Source organism: Brucella sp. HL-2, from assembly GCF_025846885.2.
GTDB lineage: Bacteria > Pseudomonadota > Alphaproteobacteria > Rhizobiales > Rhizobiaceae > Brucella > Brucella quorumnocens.
Genome location: NZ_JAOYTK010000004.1, coordinates 22,824 through 40,268, shown reverse-complemented (window position 1 = coordinate 40,268; position 17,445 = coordinate 22,824). Strand labels below are relative to the sequence as shown.

Below are 17,445 nucleotides of genomic sequence, written 5' to 3'. Positions count from 1 at the left end.
GTGAATAGGGTGATGATGCGCGAACTTGATGCGAAAGATCGTGAAATACTGGCAATCCTGTCTAAGGAAGCGCGTATCGCGTTGAAAACGCTTGCGGGGCGTATTGGGTTGTCGCGTAGTGCTACGAGTGAACGCGTCACAAATCTTGAGCGCAGCGGAGTCATAAGAGGATACCGCGCCGATATCGGCGAAATTGACGCAAATGTTATTCGCGCGGCATTTTTAATCAATCTGCGACGGACTCCCGCACATGATTTGCTGGATATCCTCGCACGACACCCGGAAGTGCGCCGGGTATCATCAGTGAGCGGTCAGCTTGATCTGATCGTCGAACTGGAGACGGGTTCAATCGACGGCCTTAATCGGGTACGCGATTTGATTGCAGGGCATGACATGGTCGAAGATCTTACAACCGCCATTGTTCTGAGACGCGATATTGATCGTGAGTTAAATTAAAGTCAGCTTGCCACCTTGAATGCCACTTATTATGACGCCATATTGCGCCATAATAAGTGGCATCTCGGTAAGGAGACGAATCATGGGTCTCGCACAATATTCAGATAACGGTCTGTTTGCACCACGGAAAATCGCTGATGCGTTACGTACGACAAGCGATGAAGTTGCCCGTTCGGCAGGATTGGGACGCGATGCCGTACAGCGGAAAGACCGCGTACAATCTGACAAGACGCAGAAGCGGCTACGCGAGATGGTCGAGATTTTAAACAAGGTCGAGCCGCGTTTTGGTTCAGCTCTTATGGCTTATGCCTGGTATCGTTCCGAACCATTGACGGGCTTTTCAGGTCAGACAGCTATGCAACTGGTGCTCAATGGCAAGGCCAGCGAAGTTCTTGATTATATTGATGCTGTTGATGCCGGGGTTTATGCCTAACCGTGCCAATCAGCTATCAAGACAAACTTTATCGAGCCTTGAATCCTGTTTTTGCGCGGGAGCCTCTTTCCGGGAGGGGCGCTGAGCTTTACGGCGGGCGCTTCAACCCCAAGGGGGGGTCGACGCTTTACGCGTCCCTCAGCATCATGACCGCACTTCGCGAGGCCAATCAGGTTGGCAACCTGCAGCCAACGACAATTGTGTCTTATGATGCAGAGGTCGAAGCCATTTTCGACTGCAGGAATGAGCTTGCATTAGAAGAAATGGGAATGGACGCAGTAATGCTTGCAGATGATGGTTGGCGAGAGCAAATGCGTTTGAAAGGCGAAGCCACGACGCAGATTTTTGCGAGACGCTTAATCGCAGCCGGTTATAGTGGCTTGTTGGTGCGCAGTTTTGCAAAAGGTACAAACAAGGATGATCTTAATCTCGTTCTTTGGCGGTGGGGGCCATCGCCCCCTTCCCGCCTAACCTTGATTGATGACGAAAACAGTCTCTCCCGCTAAAGAACGTCGAAAGCAGTTTCATATTTTTCAAGCGTAACTCTAGTGGATTGAATTTAACGTTTGAATCCCGACTGACATACATGCTGCTTCAATTGTCAAATTCGAAAAACCCACTCGATTCATAAGCTTGCAAGTGGTCATTTAGATTCCGACATTTGCTCAACGCCCGTCATTGAGCGATGCAAATGTCGGAAGCAGACCACTAGTTCGCAAAGACACTTCCCGGATTCATGCGTCCATTGGGATCCAAAACACTACGCAGTGATCGCATGAGTTCCATACGAACGGGGTCAGAGCGCGTAGCAAGCTCGGAAACCAACTTACGCCCAATCCCATGCTCAGCAGAAAAAGTGCCGCCGAGTTCGTCAACAACATCATGAACCTCCTTCATGACGTTAGCTGTCACGTCTGCTGGATCAGCAAATGTCGCCCATTCATCATGTGTGAAATGTGCGATGAAATGAATATTTCCATCACCAATATGAGACACAATAAGGATCGTTGCCTGAGGATAGATTGTATGGACAGCTGCAGTAGCGCGCTTGATCATCAGCGGTACGAGTGTCGGACGCACCGCAACGTCATGTGACAAGCTATGTCCATGCAATTTATTGGCTTCAGACACCGAGTGCCTTAAGTGCCAGATGTCTTCCGCATGTGCTTCGCTTTGAGCAATGAAGGCATCTTCAACCAATCCGGCGTCAAACTGCTCTGCCAACCATTCTTCGAGAGCGACATGAAGCTCTGTCGTCGCGTCTGTACTACCCAGTTCGACAAGTAAGGACCAATCCGGTCGGCTTTCAAGCGGATGCCTCGAACGCGGTATATATTGCAGAACCAGATCAACCTGATCACCAGACAAGAGCTCCGCGGCCTGGACCGCAGTATCAAACCGATCCTGCAAGCCCATCAGAATGGTTACTGCAGCATCGAGATTTGGCAAAGCAATCCAAGCATGCCCTGATGACCGCAGCACTGGCTGTAAACGCAGAGCGGCCGCCGTGATGATCCCCAGCGTGCCTTCAGCTCCGATGAAGAGGTTCTTTAAATCATACCCGGTGTTGTTTTTGCGCAATGCCTTCAAATCGTTCAATATGCGACCATCCGGCAGCACCACTTCGATGCCGCAGATCAGGTCACGAATAGGACCGTAACGAAGAGCACTGGTTCCTCCAGCATTGGTTGATGCCAGCCCCCCGATTTGTGCGCTGCCTTCGCTGCCAAGATGCAATGGAATACGACGATCAACGGAAGCTGCGGCATCATGAGCTGCCGTCAGGGTCAATCCGGCTTCAACCACGATTACGTTCGACGCTTTGTCAATTTCACGAACTGCATTCAGACGACGTAGACCCAGAACAACGGTACGTCCCAGACTTAAAGGGACCGCGCCCTGGCACAATCCGGTATTGCCCCCTTGAGGAACGATCGTGCTGCCATGCTCACTGGCAATACGCATTACGTTAGAAACCTGTCCAGTGGTTGCTGGTAAAACAACAGCGATTGCCTGTCCGCTCTCATAGCCACGCCAGTCAGTCAGGAACGGCTCTTTATCATGAGCATCAGTCAACACATACTGGTTGCCAACGGCCTGACGAAGATCGTTCAGGAAAGCATCATTGGAGCTAGACTTGGACAACATTTTTTTACCTGTGAATTTGAAAAGCACGTATTTTGGGAAGTGGCGGTCAACCAACCCATTCGGATTGGCGAAGTGCTGAAATATACTGGGCGCCGGCAAAGCCGAGAAACAAACGCAGTTCGTCCCTTAACTGCTCAACCATGCGCACAACGCCGTCTGCTCCCCCTGCTGCAAGGCCATAGAGTGGCGCGCGTCCAAGAAACACGCCATCAGCACCAGCCGCCAGTAGTTTTGCTGCATCAGACCCGCGTCTCACGCCGCTATCTGCAAAAAGCGTTTTGTGAGGTCCCGCAGCGTCCCGTATCCTTGGCAGAACGTCCAATGGCAGAGCCGCACTATCGAGATTGCGGCCGCCATGCGCCGATACCACCACGCCATCGCAACCTAAATCGAAAACCTCAATTGCGTCAGCCGCAGACAAAACTCCTTTGATCAGAAGTTTATGCGGCCAGCGGTGACGAAGCTCTTTGACGAAATCTCTATCAAGCACAGTATCGAGAGCGAAGCGCGGATCGCGGATGGAATCTGTCACTGCTTTAGCCACATCCCCGGGATAATGCGCATAGGACGGAAATCCTTTGCGCAATAGATATCGTCCCATGACGCCAAGTGTCCAATGTGGATGAAGCATCAAGTCCACTGCCAGCGTGGCTGAAAATTGTAGTGGAACCCCAAAACCATTGCGTCGGTTATGAATCTTTTTAGGTGACGCTGGCGTATCAACCGTCAATACCAAAGTATCAATACCACATGCTTTTGCACGCTCAAGCAGTTTCCATGTTTCTGAACGATCACGCCAGACATAGAGCTGAAACCATAAGTCGCTATCGGGTGCTCCGATTGCAATCTGTTCGATACTGGTCGATGACTGGGTTGCCACAACAAAAGGCAGCCCAGCTGCTTTTGCTGCGCTCGCCATGAGAACTTCCCCATCATAGCGGACCATGCCCGCCAGAGCGGTAGGAGCAATCACAAACGGGCAGTTGTGTGTGCTCCCAAGGTATTGTGCAGACAGATCAGGCGTGGTGACCGGACGCAGGACGTGTGGAACAACACGGCGCTTGGCGAAGCCGTTATGAAGTGCCGAGAGGGCGGTTTCTGCTTCTGTCCCCCGATCAATATATTCAAACAAAGCGCGGGGGAGAAAGGCCTTTGCTTGTTCCCGCGCTTCTGCAAAATCCAGAAATGCTGCCCCGCCTGTCATGGACTATGCGATCCCTTCGGCGAGCAGGCCATCAATAGCCTTGAGTATCAGTGCCTGGGTTGCATCATTGGGTGCCTTCAAAGGCAAAGAGACTGGTCCCACTGGCAGGCCCACCTGAGCCATCATAGCTTTTAACGGACCGGGATTAACTTCGTTGAACAGAGCTGCGAATGTTGGAAGGAGCTTCCGATGCAGCGCAATCCCTTCCGCATAATTCCCATCAGCAAGTGTGTTATGAATTCGTGTCCAGTAAGCGGGCAACATCGGAGCACTGGCAAGAATGCCCCCCTTAGCACCATGCATGATATGGATAGCGTACATCATGTCGTCGCCGGACAACAACGCGATACGATCACCAATCGCCGCAGCCAAACGGTTGAAGTAATAAGCATCGGTATTGCAAATTTTTGCACCGATAATCGTACCATCTTCACCCAGCGTCCTCAGCGTTTCGACCGTTGTTACAAAGCTGGTTCGCGCAGGAACATCATAATAGACAAGCGGTAGATCAACAGTCTTTCGATAAGCGCGGAAATAGTCGATCACGCCCTGCTGGCTCGGAATAACGTAAAACGGGGTTATCAGCAGCAGCGCATCAGCGCCTGCTTCTTTAAACGCATTGCCATGATCTACTGCTTCGGCCCAGCCCGGCGAGACGACGCCGGCGACAACCGGAACGCGGCGATTCACAATCCGTACCGTTTCCCGCACGACTTCGAGCCTTACTGTGGAGGAAAATGCGGTAAATTCGCCCGTGCCACCCACAGGCGCAAGCCCCTTCGCACCACCAGCCAGATTTGCCTCAATAAGAACTTCCAGCTTTGCAACATCGAGTTGTCCGGCTTCAGTCAGTGGTGTTGGAATTGCGGGGTACATTCCATGCAGATCATAGTGCTTCATTGTCAAATATCCGCTTCTGTCTGGTATTTTGATTAGTGCTCAACTTTGGAAAGGAAGCTCTTCAGACGGTCAGTTTTAGGCTGGCGCAGCACTTCTTCCGGTGCGCCTATCTCAACAACATGCCCGCCTTCCATGAAAATGACTTTTGATGCGACATTGCGTGCGAAGCTCATTTCATGCGTAACGACAATCATTGTTGTTCCGTCAGCAGCCAATCCCTGCATCACATCAAGAACCTCACCCACCAGCTCTGGATCGAGCGCTGATGTTGGTTCGTCAAACAGCATAACTTCTGGCTCCAACGCCAAGGCACGTGCGATAGCCACACGCTGCGCCTGACCACCGGAAATCTGATGCGGATAGAGACTGATTTTGTCAGACAGCCCAACTCGCTGAAGGAGTTGCATGGCCAGTTCTTGCGCTTGAGGCTTCGTCTTCAGCTTGTTCAGCAGTGGGCCGGACATGACATTTTGCAGAACAGTCATGTGTGGGAAGAGATGGAAACCCTGAAAAACCATGCCAGTTTTGGCACGAAACTCGGCTTTGACTCGCTCCGAGAACTCGCTCTTTGCGTGAAAATCCAGGCTGTTGCCTGCAATCTCAATAAGACCTTCCGTTGGCTGCTCGAGCAAATCAAGACAACGAAGTAATGTAGATTTACCACAGCCTGATGGCCCAATAAGCACGGCCACATCGCCACGATCTACTGAAAGATCTATCCCCTTGAGAACTTCATGCGTACCAAATGTTTTGCGCAAGCTTTTGACGTTAATCATCGCATGACCCTCAATGTTTGATTTCGAAACGGTTCGCAATTAACGTCACGGGAGTGAGGATCGCCAGATACAGCAATGCCGCAAAGGTATAGACCTCAAGCGGTCTGTACGTTTCCATCGTCAAGCTGCCAGCCGCATACATAAGATCAGGAACCGCTACCACTGAAAGAAGCGATGTGTTCTTTAGTTGCAGAATTGTCTGACTGACAATTGGCGGGATCATGCGTCGCGTCGCTTGCGGCAGAATGATATGTCGCATTTTCGTAAAATACGAGAACCCCAATACGGTCGATGCTTCCCATTGTCCGCGATCAATTGAAATCACGCCGGCCCGGAAAATTTCAGCTGCAAACGCACCCATGTAAAGCGTCAGGCCCAGTCCAGCTGCGAACCAATCTGGCAATGTGTAGCCGGTGAGCATCGGCAATGCATAGAAGAACCAGACGATCTGCACGAGCAGTGGTGTGCAGCGAAAGAGATGTATGTAGGCATTGATGACCCAAGTCAGAACCGGAATGCGGGATACTAAGGCGAGCCCTAATACGACACCTATGAGAAGACCTGCCAGCGACGTAACAAAAGCATAGGCCACCGTCACACCAATAGCATTGAGCCACAATTGTCCGTCCAGAATAACGGACCAGTCAAATTGGTACATCCGAATGCACTCCCATTTTTGCGACCACCCTGAATCCCGATCAAGCAGCCTTTTTTCGCAGCTAACTTGATTCGAAGTTGAAGAAAAGTAATTTTGCGCAAATAATCGCTATTTAATCGTACTGTGATTAAATGTAATCTATATACGATTAATTATGTATCTATAGTGCTTAATTTCGATTTTTAATGATGGAATTTCTTGGAGAAATGATTTTTCGCTTGTCGTAGTTGATGAGAAAATCACAAGGTGCAGCCAGGCAATTTAAAGCCCTCCATAGAAGGGCACTTGAAGGGAATATGATAATGATGAAGACGGTTGCAGCTGCGCTTTTGGCTTGTGCAAGCATTATAACGAGTGCGCCAGCAAGGGCTGAATCGGTATGGGACAAGATCGAACGTACCGGTGAAGTTGTATGCGGCGGAGTAAGAAACTATCCACCGACATCGTTTCATGTGGGGGGAGAACTCGAATATGCCGGTTACGGACCACGGGTCTGCCGCAAGATGGCAGCGGATCTGGGTAAGGCCATGGGTAAAGAGCTCAAGCTGAAATGGCGTGAAGTGACATGGCAGAGCGTTGTACTCGATTTGCAGTCTGGTCGCCTTGATATTTTTCCAGGTATGACGGCAACGGAAGAGCGCAAAAAAGCTTTGGCCATGGCTGGCCCCGTTTGGCAGATGTCGGATTGTGTCATTGGCGCCAAGGGCAAAGAGCCTATGGCGACATGGGAAGAATACAATTCGCCCAATGTTACATTCGCGATGGTCACAGGCGCAGCACAAACTGCTTTCATCAAGCAGGACATGCCAAACGCCAAGATCATGAATCTTAAGGAAATGAGCGAGGCGATCATGGCTGTGCAGTCTGGCCGTGCTGATTACATGCTGCAGGAACTGCCGATCTGCGTAAAAACTTTTGAAAGCGCACGTGGTGTCTTCTCAAGTTACACCGTGCCAGAACCAGTCCACGGTATTCCTGTTTCAGCGGCGACCCGCAAGGACGAAGACAGCCGCGTTCAGGAATTCCTCCAGAAATGGGCAGACGAAAACCGCTCGAACCAGGCAATTGTTCCGTTACTCCTTGAAGGCTTCAAGGACGCCGGCATGGATACTTCCGCCCTGCCTGAAGGCATTCGTTTCTAAAACAAACGGGAAGGGTGTCAATATCGACACCTTTCTTCCTCCTGTCTCGTTATGTGCAGCATTCAGTTAGCAACGATCAGGAGAATCTTTAAGCTATCTGAGAATAAGTAATAATTATTGACTAGATGGATGGTATCGGGAATGCCATGTCAGAGGAGAGGTTGAGCTAATAATGGCAAAGAACGATGAAGAACATGACGACCCTATGATGGTCAGAGCGGTTGAAAAAGCTTTTCGTGTTCTTGAGACATTCGACCCGGTTCATTCTCGACAAACTTTGACGCAACTGGCTCAACGCGCCGGTATCGACCGCTCAGCGGCACAGCGTTTTGCCCATACATTGCTACATCTTGGCTATATTCAGAAAGTGCCGGGTAGCAAGACCTATGAGCTGGCGGCCAAGTCTCTTAACATGGCTTACCGCTATACACGCTCGAGTTTACTCGTGCAGAGAGCGCATCCTTATCTACTCCATCTTAATCGCAGCACAGGAGAGACAATTTCTCTCACCTTGCTCGACGACACCGACATTATCTATCTCGCACGTTATCTTTCCTCAAATACGCTTGATAATGATGTAATTGTTGGCAGCAGATTGCCGGCATATTGCTCTGCAGCCGGATTGGTATTCCTGGCTGGTCTTGATGATAGCAAAATCCACGACATTCTGGCGCGCAGCGACTTACGAGCCTATACGCCTAAAACTGTTTTTGATCCGGAGAAAATCTGGCGGCGGATATATGAAACGCGCCAGCGCGGTTTCGCTATCGCAGAAGAACAGGTCTATACTAACGATATCGCATTGGCAGCGCCAATTTACTTGCCGGATGGGCATACAACCGCTGCCGCGGTCCTTGCCGCATCAAACCTGCGCTACAACGAAGACACTCTGATAAGGCAATTTGTTCCTATGATGATTTCAGCGACGCGCTCCGTTACGCAAATTTTGACGTAAGCGTCTAAAAAAACACTATGAAGACGCGCTTTCAACACGGTTTTTTCCGTGTGATTTCGCTTCATAAAGTGCCATGTCGGCTTTACGCAGAATGCTGTCAAATGAGGACGATGAATTTTTCTGCATAGCCACACCGATCGATACCGTCACTTTTATTTCGGCATTACCGATGAAAAACACATCTTTTTCAATTTTCTTTCGGATCGCTTCTGTCGCCGTTATGGCCAGCTGACTGTTGGCTTCACCAAAAATTATCACAAACTCTTCCCCGCCAGAGCGCGCGACGAAATCTCCGCTCTCCATCGACGCCTGCAAGCGGAAGGCAACATGTTTGAGAACCCTGTCGCCAACATCATGGCCATGGCTGTCGTTGATCAGCTTGAAGTTATCGATATCAAGGACTGCCACCGCGTGATGAACTTCACACTTGCTGGTGGCTTCAAATCTGTCTGCGCCGACTTCATTCAAAGTTCTGCGATTGGGCAGTCCCGTCAAATAATCCTTGGAGGCGGCCCGCTCCCATCGGCGCCTTATCTGGTCGGTGCACATCAATATAAAGGCGGTTGTTCCAATGATGGGAAGAACGGCAAGGAACAGCGGCGTGACTGCGTTCATCCAGTTGGTATTGTCTGCAATGTCCAAAGCAGCACTGGGACTGATACCCACGTAAAAAAGTGCACGGGCGGCAGTGGCGCTCAGAGCGGCAATATATAGAGATAGCAACATCACACGGCTGCGCGATCCATCGCTATAACGTCGGTTGGCGAGGATACGAATACTGGCTGCCATCAACCAAATCCATACAATGGAGACGATAACGATACGCACCAGTGTATTGGGCATCACAATCACAAAATACGTGAAAGGTATCATTGCGAGGATGGAAACCACCCAAGGGAACAGAATGCTTTTCAGGTTATGAAACTGCCGTATTGCCGTATAATACAGGCACAGACCCGCAAAGAGGCAGGCGTTTGCTGAGGTTACCGTCACGGCGGGAGGCGCAATTTTACTGGCTGCAAAAATTGCACACCCGAACGCGACTAGCAAAGTCGCCCACATCCAGTTCATTGCAGCAGGTCGCAGTGACACCGGAAAATCGCGATTGATGGCGCTCAGCATAGCGCCGTTGGCAAGGATAATCAAAGTGACGGTTAGAAAAACCGATTTAGCGTCCACCTCTCCCTCCCCCCAATCAATTCGATCTGCCCCTACTCAGTGCAGTCAGCTTAAGAATTCTCTCAACACGTCGAAAGTGTGATCGCCATGTTATGTTGTTTCGCCCGCACACACTGGGTCATATGAATTGCCACTCGAACCTCCAAACGAATGCACCTCCCCAAACTAATTGGAACTTCATAATTCGATGATCAATGTATCTCAAAATATATTAGCGCGCTGATATTCAGCAAAGGTTCATAAACTTTTAGCTAACGATTTCGTGATGACGCCGAACTTTGCTCTAAATCGACCAATAATGATGACGATACAAAGCGCCATGTTCAAGCGAATTTGATGAAATGTGGCGTGTACAATTTCTGCCTTCAAGGAGAGGGATAATGACTATTCGTTCCAAGCTTTTAGCAACTGTTGTTTTACCGGCATTCTCAGCAACCATCATGATGCAGCCGGTTCGGGCAGAAACGTCTGGTGCGCCAATCATCCTCGCGCAAGATAGCAGCGAGCAGCCCTCCGATGATCAGTCATTGCGTCAGCAACAGGCTGAAGAAATGGAACGGGCGGCAGAAGAAGCCCGCCGGCAAGCCGATGAACAGCAGCGCGCAGCAGAAGAAGAAAACCGCCGGATAGCGGAAGAGCAGCAGCGCGCGGCTCAGGAAGAAGCGGACCGTCAGGCAGCCGAGCAGCAACGTGCGGCCGAACAGGCGCAGCGAGAAGCAGCCGAACAGCAACGTCAAGCCGATGAGCAAAATGTAATCGCAGAGGAAACGCGTCGAAAAGAAGCTGAAGATGCTGCCCGACAAGCTGCCGAGCAACAGAAAGCAGCAGAAGAAGAGGCCAAACGCGCAGCTGATCAGCAGCAGAAAGCCGCTCAGGAAGAGGCTGATCGTCAGGCAGAAGAACAAAAACGTGCGTCCGAACATGCCCAACGGGAAGCTGCAGAACAGCAGATGCGTGCTGAGCAGCAGAAGGCAATCGACGAAGAAGCAAAAAGGCAGGCGAGAGAGGCTGCAGAGCAATCCAAGACAATGGAAAAGCCGGATCAGCCATCGGAGCCAACTCAATCCGAAGAGGCGCCCGCGGCACCCACTGATCAGGAACCCGTAAAGTTGCCGGAAGAGCCAACCGCCCCTCAGGTGCAGCCTGAACAACCTGCCCCAAAGACGCCCGCCTCAGATGAAAAGCCTCAGGCCGCTGAACCGGATCCAGCGGAACTACCAGATCAACAGCAACCACAGCCGGAGCCCGAACAAGAAGCGCAACAGCCTGTGAACAATTTGCCAGCAGAACCTAAGGCTGTAATTGTTGACGAACGAACAACCGAGCAAAATCAGGAGATTGCTAAAGATCCTGCCAGCACCGATGAAACCGTTGTTTTGCCAGTTGAAAACGGCGCTGCAATTCTTGATAGTGACAAGGATGCGGACAATTCCGGTGGTAATCAATCTCGGGAAGAGCGCCGTAGACAGCGTGAACAACAACGCGCGGCTGACGAACAAAAGACACCACCACCTACAGACGACGCTGCAGCTCAGGTAGAAATTCCCGCAGATTTGAAGGCGGCTCTGCCTCAGAAAATCGAAGCCAATCTGAAGGAAGAAGGTACGCGCATCAAGGATGCGCCAGCATTCATCGTTCCAGATACTACAAATATCGTCAATAACACGGTTATAAATAATACCGTCATTAACAACACAACCGTCAACAATGTGACGAATGTAAAAGTTATCGAGCAGGTCGATAACCGCGTCTTACTGGAGACAGGCGACCGTATATTCGTCCGCGGAGATGATCGCCCTCGCCTGCGCCGCGACGCTGAGCGCACTTACTATGATGAGTTGCCGCGTGGTCGCTTGCGCGAAACCATTGTGCGTCCCGGTGGATACGAGATCGTGACGGTCTATGACCGCTACGGCGATATTTTACAGCGCTCACGTATTGATCGTGATGGAAATGAATATCTGATGATCTATGCGCCAGAGTACGACGATAATCCCCGCGCAGCGATCTTCGATGTCGGATATGATCTGCCTCCTATGCGGCTGACCATTCCAGTTAACGACTATATCATTGACGTTGCGGCAGACCCTGAACGCGACTTCTATGATTTCCTCGCTTTGCCACCTGTCGAACGTGTAGAGCGCGTCTACACAATCGATGAGGTTCGCCACTCCGCTCGTTTGCGTGACAAAGTGCGCCGTATCGATCTCGACACCATCCATTTTGCGACCGGCAGTGCAGAGGTTTCATTGTCTCAAGCCAAAACGTTACGCAAAGTTGCAAATGCAATGCAAAAAGTACTCGCTAAAGATCCAGGCGAAACCTTCTTCATCGAAGGTCATACAGATGCCGTGGGTTCTGATCGTTCAAATCTTGTGCTTTCCGACCAACGAGCGGAATCTGTCGCAAGCCTGCTGACGGAAGTCTATGATATCCCAGCAGAAAATCTTGTAACGCAAGGGTATGGCGAACGGTTTCTGAAAATCCGTACGCAAACAGCCGAACAGGAAAACCGCCGCGTAACAATCAGGCGCGTAACACCACTGGTCCGTCCTGTGGCGCAGCGTTAAGCCGACTTGAGTTAGTTCGGTCAGGCATAACCCTGACCGAACTAATCTGAGCTAGGGTGGCTCAAGCGGGGACGAACTGCACCTTCATCGTGGCAGGGTCGCCACTTTGCTTTGTAAAAAATGGCAACATTTCTTCAATCGGCAGTCGATGCGATACCAAACGTGCCATGTGGTCCTGATCGTTCTGAAGAATTTCCAGCGCTTGCGGAATATTACGGTTTAGCGAATGCGAACCAGCAATGCGTATCTGACGGCGGAAAATCTCAAACGGCGCCACTGAAATACGCGCGTCAGGTGCACATACGCCAAACACCAGTACCGTTCCACCATCTGCCGTAAAGCCGACCATACCTTCTGCAACCTTGGCAATTCCAGTTGCATCAGCGACAAAATCGAAGCCTTTCTTCCGCGCTTCAAGTTCATCTGAGCCAGAAATGACTGGCTCAAGCCCAAGGCTCTCAGTGAATGCAAGCCGGTGTTCATTAATATCGGCAACAGCAACGTTCGCCACACCTTGTGCTTTAAGCGACAGCGCAAGCAACAAGCCAATCGGCCCGGCGCCAAATACCAATGCTGTCTCAGCTCCTTGCGGACCGGGTTTCAGTTCGGCTGCTCCAAGCCCATTGAGCACACAAGCCAGCGGCTCTGCCAGAGCCGCAACATCGAAAGGCAGATCACCGATGGGATGCAGATGTCGCGCGTTCACAAGGCTCTTGTCCGCGAAACCACCATTATGCGTCACGCCATAAGCCTTCAGGTCCGAGCAAAGATTTGTCAGACCCTGCTGACAGGAACGGCAATGCCCACAAGGTATATTCGGATCGACCGCGATGCGATCCCCGGGCTTAACGTTGGTTACGTCCTCAGCAACAGAAAGCACAACACCAACATATTCATGTCCCGGCACCAGCGGAAATGAACTAGAGCCATAGCGTCCATGCAGCACGTCGATGTCGGTATGACACAGACCCGACGCTTTGACATCGATCAGGGCATGGCCGGGCTTTAGCTCGGGGTCGGGCAATTGGGCGAGCTCCGCAACGCCGTGCCCGGTAAAATATATGGCTTTCATTTCTCCACCTTGGAGCACATTGCGAAAGCCAGAAACGGCTTTCGACAAAAATTCACGTTAGAACAAACGGCTAGAACACGGATCTGATTCAACCGTACTCTAAGAGATGGTTCAAGCCATCCAGTTGCCACCATCGACACCAAAAGTCTGAGCGAGGATGTAATCGCTGTCAGATGAAGCAAGGAATATGGCCATGCCTGTGATATCTTCGGGCGTGGCAAAGCGGCCAATTGGTACCGATTTAGCAACGGACGCTTTCTTCTCACCGGGCTTTAGTCCTTCCCATTTGGCAAAATTTGCATCGACCACTTCCCAATGTTCCCCATCGACAACACCCGGTGCGATCGCATTGACCTGGATGTTGTGCTTGACGAGAGCAAGTGCTGCCGACTGGGTAGCCGAGATAATCGCAGCTTTAGACAGGCAATAAAGCGTCACCAATGCTTCGCCACGACGGCCAGCCTGGCTCGCCATGTTGATGATTTTACCGCCGCGCCCGCGCTCTATCATCACATTCGACACCGCTTTCATCATGAAAAGCGGACCTTTGAGATTGATGCCGAGTACGCGTTCATAACTGTCTTCGGTGATCGCATTGATCGGTGCCATATCGAAAATAGCCGCGTTGTTGACCAGAATGTCTATGCCACCATATTCCTTATCGATATCGGCCACGACTTTCTCGATATCTGCAAGGTTAGTCACATCGAGCTTAACCGCCTTCACAGCACTGCCCAGACTGCGCGCCGCCTCTTCTGCGCGCTCAATATTGATGTCGGCGATGATGACTTTCGCGCCCTCACGCGCATAGGCTTCTGCAAAGCCAAGACCGATACCACGTGCGGCACCGGTGATAAGGGCAACTTTGTCTTTTAGTCTAGTGGGCATGCTCATGGGAAGTCTCCGAGAGAGTTATCACTGCACTCAACGGTGCGTTTTCTTTTCAGAAAGCAGAAGTGGATGACGCTCACGCCGTTCAAGCGCCAATCCATCAGATTTGAAGAGATGTGCATCAGCCGGGTTAAAGCCAAGCTTGGCGGCTTCATGGGTGCGTGCGGTGCTGCCACCGCCAGCTTCAGCGACGATCAGGTCCTTCGCAGCCGAATTCTGTACATAAAGGTATGTTTCGCCACCCAGACGTTCCACGACCATAATCTCACCATCCAGAGTGCCATCACTTGCCGGATGAAGATGTTCAGGACGAACACCAAGAACCAGTGATGCACCGATATCGACACCGTTGCTCTTGACTGGCACCGTCACACTATTGCCGTTCGCAAGTACGACGGTAACGCCGTCTGAATCCACTGCTTTTACCTTAACATCGATGAAGTTCATGGTTGGCGAACCGATAAAGCCCGCAACGAATTGATTGACGGGGTGATGATAGAGTTCAAGCGGTGAGCCAAGCTGCTCAACCTTGCCATCACGCAAAACGACAATCTTATCAGCAAGCGTCATCGCTTCGACCTGATCGTGTGTCACATAGATCATGGTTGCATTCAGGCGATCATGAAGACGAGCAAGCTCGATACGCATCTGCACGCGCAGCGCTGCATCAAGGTTCGACAGCGGTTCATCAAAGAGGAAAATCTTCGGCTCACGAACCATGGCGCGACCAATGGCGACGCGCTGGCGTTGACCACCTGAAAGCTGGCCGGGCTTGCGATCTAAAAGCTGATCGAGCTGAAGTGTTTTCGCCACATCTTCGACTTTCCGGTCACGCTCCGACTTGGGAATTTTTGCTAGTTTGAGTGCGAAGCCCATATTGTCACGCACATTCATATGCGGATAAAGCGCATATGTCTGGAATACCATTGCCAAACCGCGTTCATCAGGCGGCACATCATTACATTGCTGGCCATCAATGGTGAGATCACCACCGGTAATTTCTTCAAGCCCGGCAATCATCCGCAATAGTGTGGACTTACCTGATCCCGATGGACCGACAAAAACCACAAACTCACGGTCTTCAATATTCAGATCGACGCCTTTGATAACATCGACATTGCCATAGGATTTGGTCGCATTATGGAAAGAAAGCGTGGCCATGGGGTTCCCTTTATTTCACGGCGCCGAAGGTGAGACCGCGCACCAGCTGGCGCTGGGTTATCCAACCAAAGACAAGAATGGGCGCGATGGCGAGCGTGGAAGCCGCCGAGAGTTTTGCCCAGAACAGCCCTTCCGGCGACGAGAACGACGCGATGAAGGCGGTTAGAGGACCGGCCTTGGATGCCGTCAGATTGAGGCTCCAGAATGCTTCGTTCCAGCAAAGAATAATCGAGAGAAGTGCCGTGGAGGCGATGCCTGGCAAGCTGAGCGGCAGTAGCAGATAACGTATCTGCTGGCTTACTTTTGCGCCATCCATGCGACTGGCTTCAAGAATTTCGTGCGGCACTTCCTTGAAGAAAGAATAGAGCATCCAGACCACAATAGGCAGATTGGACAATGTGAAGATGATAATAAGGCCAGTGCGGGTGTCTAGCATTCCACTGTCGCGGGCGAGCAGATAGATCGGGACCAAAACGCCCACAGCTGGAAGCATCTTGGTTGAAAGCATCCAAAGCAAAAGGTCCTTGGTTCGCTTACCCGGGAAAAATGCCGCTGCATAAGCCGCAGGCACCGCGATGATGAGTGAGAGGATCGTTGCACCTAAGCTTTCAACGACACTATTCATCGCATAACGGAAATAATCCGCTCGTTGATTGACTGCCTCGAAGTTCTCAAGCGTTGGAGAAAATAAAAGCTTTGGCGGTGCCACAGCGTCGATTTCAGATTTGAATGCTGCGAGCAACATCCAAAGGATCGGAAAGAACATCAGGAGCGCCACAATCCAGCCAATGATACCGGCGGAGACTGTGGCCTTATTGAATTTACGTTTTGCAGCCATCTCAGCCTCCTAATTATCCAGATTGCGCGCGACTGTGCGGATGAGGAAAAAGGCGACAATATTGGCAAGGACGATAGCAATAACGCCCGCAGCCGATGCGCCGCCGATATCCCATTGCAGCAGCGCTTTGAGATAGATGAAATAGGTGAGAGTGGTGGTGGCAATACCCGGACCGCCCGAAGTGGTCACAAGAATTTCTGCAAAGATCGATAGAAGGAAGATCGTCTCAATCATGATGACCACTGAGATCGGCCGCAACAAGTGAGGCAGTATGATGTAGTAAAACATCGCCGGCCCCTTGGCTCCGTCAAGGCGGGCGGCTTCCATCTGCTCACGATCCAGCGACTGCATCGCCGTCATCAGAATAAGTGTTGCAAACGGTACCCATTGCCATGAAACAATCATGATTATCGAAGTCATTGGGAATTGCGAAAACCAGTCGATAACCGGCAGGCCAAAGCTGCGCGAAATAAAAGCAAAGAAGCCGTTCACCGGATGCATCAGAAGGTTTTTCCAGATCAGCGCAGACACGGTTGGCATAACAAAAAATGGCGCAATGACCAGAAGCCGCGCTATGTTTTTGCCAAAGAAATCCTGATCGAAAATAACGGCGAATAAAACACCCAGCACAATAGATATGGCCAGGACAGATCCAAGCAGGATCAATGTATTAGCAATGGCAGACCATAGTCCTGGATCCGAAAGAAGAAACGAATAGTTCGATACACCCGCAAAGCCCGTCACAAATGGATTGATAAGATTATAATACTGGAATGAAAACCACAGCGTCATTGCCAGCGGCACAATCATCCACAAAAGCAGTACAATCACAGCTGGCGCGAGCAGAGGACCGGTACGGATACTACGGCGCGATCTGGATGCAAAACGAGATTTGATGCCGGTGACGGCAACGCTGTCAGATGGCATTGAATGCCCCTCCCTTCCCGCTCATGCTCTCACTCCACTAAGAGCCTGCGAAAATTACAGCGGTTCCGGTTGAGATTAAATCGACGGAACCGCTCTAACTCTTCTTTTCGACGCATTATTCCAACAAAGCCGTCT

17 protein-coding genes are annotated in these 17,445 nt (G+C 51.0%); 6 read left to right on the top strand and 11 right to left on the bottom strand.

Annotated features, from left to right (window positions below):
• Positions 1 to 15: 15 nt before the first annotated feature.
• The 3 genes from OIV19_RS08135 (at position 16) to OIV19_RS08125 (ending at position 1,395) form a co-directional block, all read left to right on the top strand.
• Complete coding sequence (locus tag OIV19_RS08135; RefSeq protein ID WP_094573748.1) at positions 16 to 456, top strand: Lrp/AsnC family transcriptional regulator; 441 nt, start codon at positions 16 to 18, stop codon at positions 454 to 456.
• Between the two features lie 82 nt (positions 457 to 538).
• Positions 539 to 889: an antitoxin Xre/MbcA/ParS toxin-binding domain-containing protein gene (locus OIV19_RS08130; RefSeq protein WP_264231189.1), complete on the top strand. Its 351-nt coding sequence runs from the start codon at positions 539 to 541 to the stop codon at positions 887 to 889.
• Positions 890 to 897: 8 nt separating this feature from the next.
• Positions 898 to 1,395 carry an RES family NAD+ phosphorylase gene (locus OIV19_RS08125; protein WP_264231369.1) on the top strand — a complete coding sequence of 166 codons (498 nt, stop codon included), beginning with the start codon at positions 898 to 900 and terminating at the stop codon, positions 1,393 to 1,395.
• Positions 1,396 to 1,597: 202 nt separating this feature from the next.
• Here OIV19_RS08125 and OIV19_RS08120 read toward each other — a convergent pair whose 3' ends face one another.
• Genes OIV19_RS08120 through OIV19_RS08100 form a run of 5 tightly spaced genes read right to left on the bottom strand, consistent with a single transcriptional unit; the run spans position 1,598 to position 6,575 of the window.
• Complete coding sequence (locus tag OIV19_RS08120; RefSeq protein ID WP_264231188.1) at positions 1,598 to 3,037, bottom strand: FAD-binding oxidoreductase; 1,440 nt, start codon at positions 3,035 to 3,037, stop codon at positions 1,598 to 1,600.
• Positions 3,038 to 3,083: 46 nt separating this feature from the next.
• On the bottom strand, positions 3,084 to 4,241 hold the full coding sequence (locus OIV19_RS08115; RefSeq protein WP_264231187.1) for an alpha-hydroxy acid oxidase: 1,158 nt from the start codon (positions 4,239 to 4,241) through the stop codon (positions 3,084 to 3,086).
• A 3-nt stretch (positions 4,242 to 4,244) separates the two neighbouring features.
• Entirely contained in the window at positions 4,245 to 5,141 is an 897-nt protein-coding gene (locus OIV19_RS08110; RefSeq protein ID WP_264231186.1) for a dihydrodipicolinate synthase family protein, read from the bottom strand.
• Between the two features lie 32 nt (positions 5,142 to 5,173).
• Positions 5,174 to 5,917 (bottom strand): amino acid ABC transporter ATP-binding protein, encoded by a 744-nt coding sequence (locus OIV19_RS08105; protein WP_264231185.1) that lies wholly within the window; start codon positions 5,915 to 5,917, stop codon positions 5,174 to 5,176.
• 10 nt (positions 5,918 to 5,927) lie between these two features.
• Positions 5,928 to 6,575, bottom strand: a complete 648-nt coding sequence (locus OIV19_RS08100) for an amino acid ABC transporter permease (protein WP_264231184.1) — start codon at positions 6,573 to 6,575, stop codon at positions 5,928 to 5,930.
• A 302-nt stretch (positions 6,576 to 6,877) separates the two neighbouring features.
• On the opposite strand from OIV19_RS08100, the gene OIV19_RS08095 reads away from it, so the two are divergent.
• Positions 6,878 to 7,717, top strand: coding sequence for a transporter substrate-binding domain-containing protein (locus OIV19_RS08095; RefSeq protein WP_264231183.1), 840 nt, complete (start codon positions 6,878 to 6,880; stop codon positions 7,715 to 7,717).
• 172 nt (positions 7,718 to 7,889) lie between these two features.
• The gene (locus tag OIV19_RS08090) at positions 7,890 to 8,672 is read left to right on the top strand and encodes an IclR family transcriptional regulator (RefSeq protein WP_094573756.1); all 783 of its coding nucleotides are present in this window, start codon (positions 7,890 to 7,892) and stop codon (positions 8,670 to 8,672) included.
• A gap of 15 nt (positions 8,673 to 8,687) precedes the next feature.
• On the opposite strand, the gene OIV19_RS08085 is transcribed toward OIV19_RS08090, so the two are convergent.
• Positions 8,688 to 9,851 carry a GGDEF domain-containing protein gene (locus OIV19_RS08085; RefSeq protein WP_264231182.1) on the bottom strand — a complete coding sequence of 388 codons (1,164 nt, stop codon included), beginning with the start codon at positions 9,849 to 9,851 and terminating at the stop codon, positions 8,688 to 8,690.
• Between the two features lie 380 nt (positions 9,852 to 10,231).
• Here OIV19_RS08085 and OIV19_RS08080 point away from each other — a divergent pair, with 380 nt between their 5' ends.
• Entirely contained in the window at positions 10,232 to 12,421 is a 2,190-nt protein-coding gene (locus tag OIV19_RS08080) for an OmpA family protein (protein ID WP_264231181.1), read from the top strand.
• A gap of 61 nt (positions 12,422 to 12,482) precedes the next feature.
• On the opposite strand, the gene OIV19_RS08075 is transcribed toward OIV19_RS08080, so the two are convergent.
• The 5 genes from OIV19_RS08075 to OIV19_RS08055 all read right to left on the bottom strand — a co-directional run bounded on the left by OIV19_RS08075 (position 12,483) and on the right by OIV19_RS08055 (position 17,310).
• Positions 12,483 to 13,493: a zinc-dependent alcohol dehydrogenase family protein gene (locus tag OIV19_RS08075; protein WP_264231180.1), complete on the bottom strand. Its 1,011-nt coding sequence runs from the start codon at positions 13,491 to 13,493 to the stop codon at positions 12,483 to 12,485.
• Between the two features lie 111 nt (positions 13,494 to 13,604).
• Entirely contained in the window at positions 13,605 to 14,381 is a 777-nt protein-coding gene (locus tag OIV19_RS08070) for an L-iditol 2-dehydrogenase (protein ID WP_264231368.1), read from the bottom strand.
• A gap of 36 nt (positions 14,382 to 14,417) precedes the next feature.
• The gene (locus OIV19_RS08065) at positions 14,418 to 15,545 is read right to left on the bottom strand and encodes a sn-glycerol-3-phosphate ABC transporter ATP-binding protein UgpC (protein WP_264231179.1); all 1,128 of its coding nucleotides are present in this window, start codon (positions 15,543 to 15,545) and stop codon (positions 14,418 to 14,420) included.
• Positions 15,546 to 15,555: 10 nt separating this feature from the next.
• Positions 15,556 to 16,383, bottom strand: coding sequence for a carbohydrate ABC transporter permease (locus OIV19_RS08060; protein ID WP_264231178.1), 828 nt, complete (start codon positions 16,381 to 16,383; stop codon positions 15,556 to 15,558).
• Positions 16,384 to 16,392: 9 nt separating this feature from the next.
• Complete coding sequence (locus OIV19_RS08055; protein WP_264231177.1) at positions 16,393 to 17,310, bottom strand: carbohydrate ABC transporter permease; 918 nt, start codon at positions 17,308 to 17,310, stop codon at positions 16,393 to 16,395.
• Positions 17,311 to 17,445: the final 135 nt, after the last annotated feature.

Bases quoted from the DNA above. Each gene is read 5' to 3' on its own strand.
- OIV19_RS08135 (WP_094573748.1), top strand. From the start codon at position 16: ATGCGCGAACTTGATGCGAAAGATCGTGAAATACTGGCAATCCTGTCT.
- OIV19_RS08130 (WP_264231189.1), top strand. From the start codon at position 539: ATGGGTCTCGCACAATATTCAGATAACGGTCTGTTTGCACCACGGAAA.
- OIV19_RS08120 (WP_264231188.1), bottom strand. From the start codon at position 3,037: ATGTTGTCCAAGTCTAGCTCCAATGATGCTTTCCTGAACGATCTTCGT.
- OIV19_RS08115 (WP_264231187.1), bottom strand. From the start codon at position 4,241: ATGACAGGCGGGGCAGCATTTCTGGATTTTGCAGAAGCGCGGGAACAA.
- OIV19_RS08110 (WP_264231186.1), bottom strand. From the start codon at position 5,141: ATGAAGCACTATGATCTGCATGGAATGTACCCCGCAATTCCAACACCA.
- OIV19_RS08105 (WP_264231185.1), bottom strand. From the start codon at position 5,917: ATGATTAACGTCAAAAGCTTGCGCAAAACATTTGGTACGCATGAAGTT.
- OIV19_RS08100 (WP_264231184.1), bottom strand. From the start codon at position 6,575: ATGTACCAATTTGACTGGTCCGTTATTCTGGACGGACAATTGTGGCTC.
- OIV19_RS08095 (WP_264231183.1), top strand. From the start codon at position 6,878: ATGATGAAGACGGTTGCAGCTGCGCTTTTGGCTTGTGCAAGCATTATA.
- OIV19_RS08090 (WP_094573756.1), top strand. From the start codon at position 7,890: ATGGCAAAGAACGATGAAGAACATGACGACCCTATGATGGTCAGAGCG.
- OIV19_RS08080 (WP_264231181.1), top strand. From the start codon at position 10,232: ATGACTATTCGTTCCAAGCTTTTAGCAACTGTTGTTTTACCGGCATTC.
- OIV19_RS08075 (WP_264231180.1), bottom strand. From the start codon at position 13,493: ATGAAAGCCATATATTTTACCGGGCACGGCGTTGCGGAGCTCGCCCAA.
- OIV19_RS08070 (WP_264231368.1), bottom strand. From the start codon at position 14,381: ATGCCCACTAGACTAAAAGACAAAGTTGCCCTTATCACCGGTGCCGCA.
- OIV19_RS08065 (WP_264231179.1), bottom strand. From the start codon at position 15,545: ATGGCCACGCTTTCTTTCCATAATGCGACCAAATCCTATGGCAATGTC.
- OIV19_RS08060 (WP_264231178.1), bottom strand. From the start codon at position 16,383: ATGGCTGCAAAACGTAAATTCAATAAGGCCACAGTCTCCGCCGGTATC.
- OIV19_RS08055 (WP_264231177.1), bottom strand. From the start codon at position 17,310: ATGCCATCTGACAGCGTTGCCGTCACCGGCATCAAATCTCGTTTTGCA.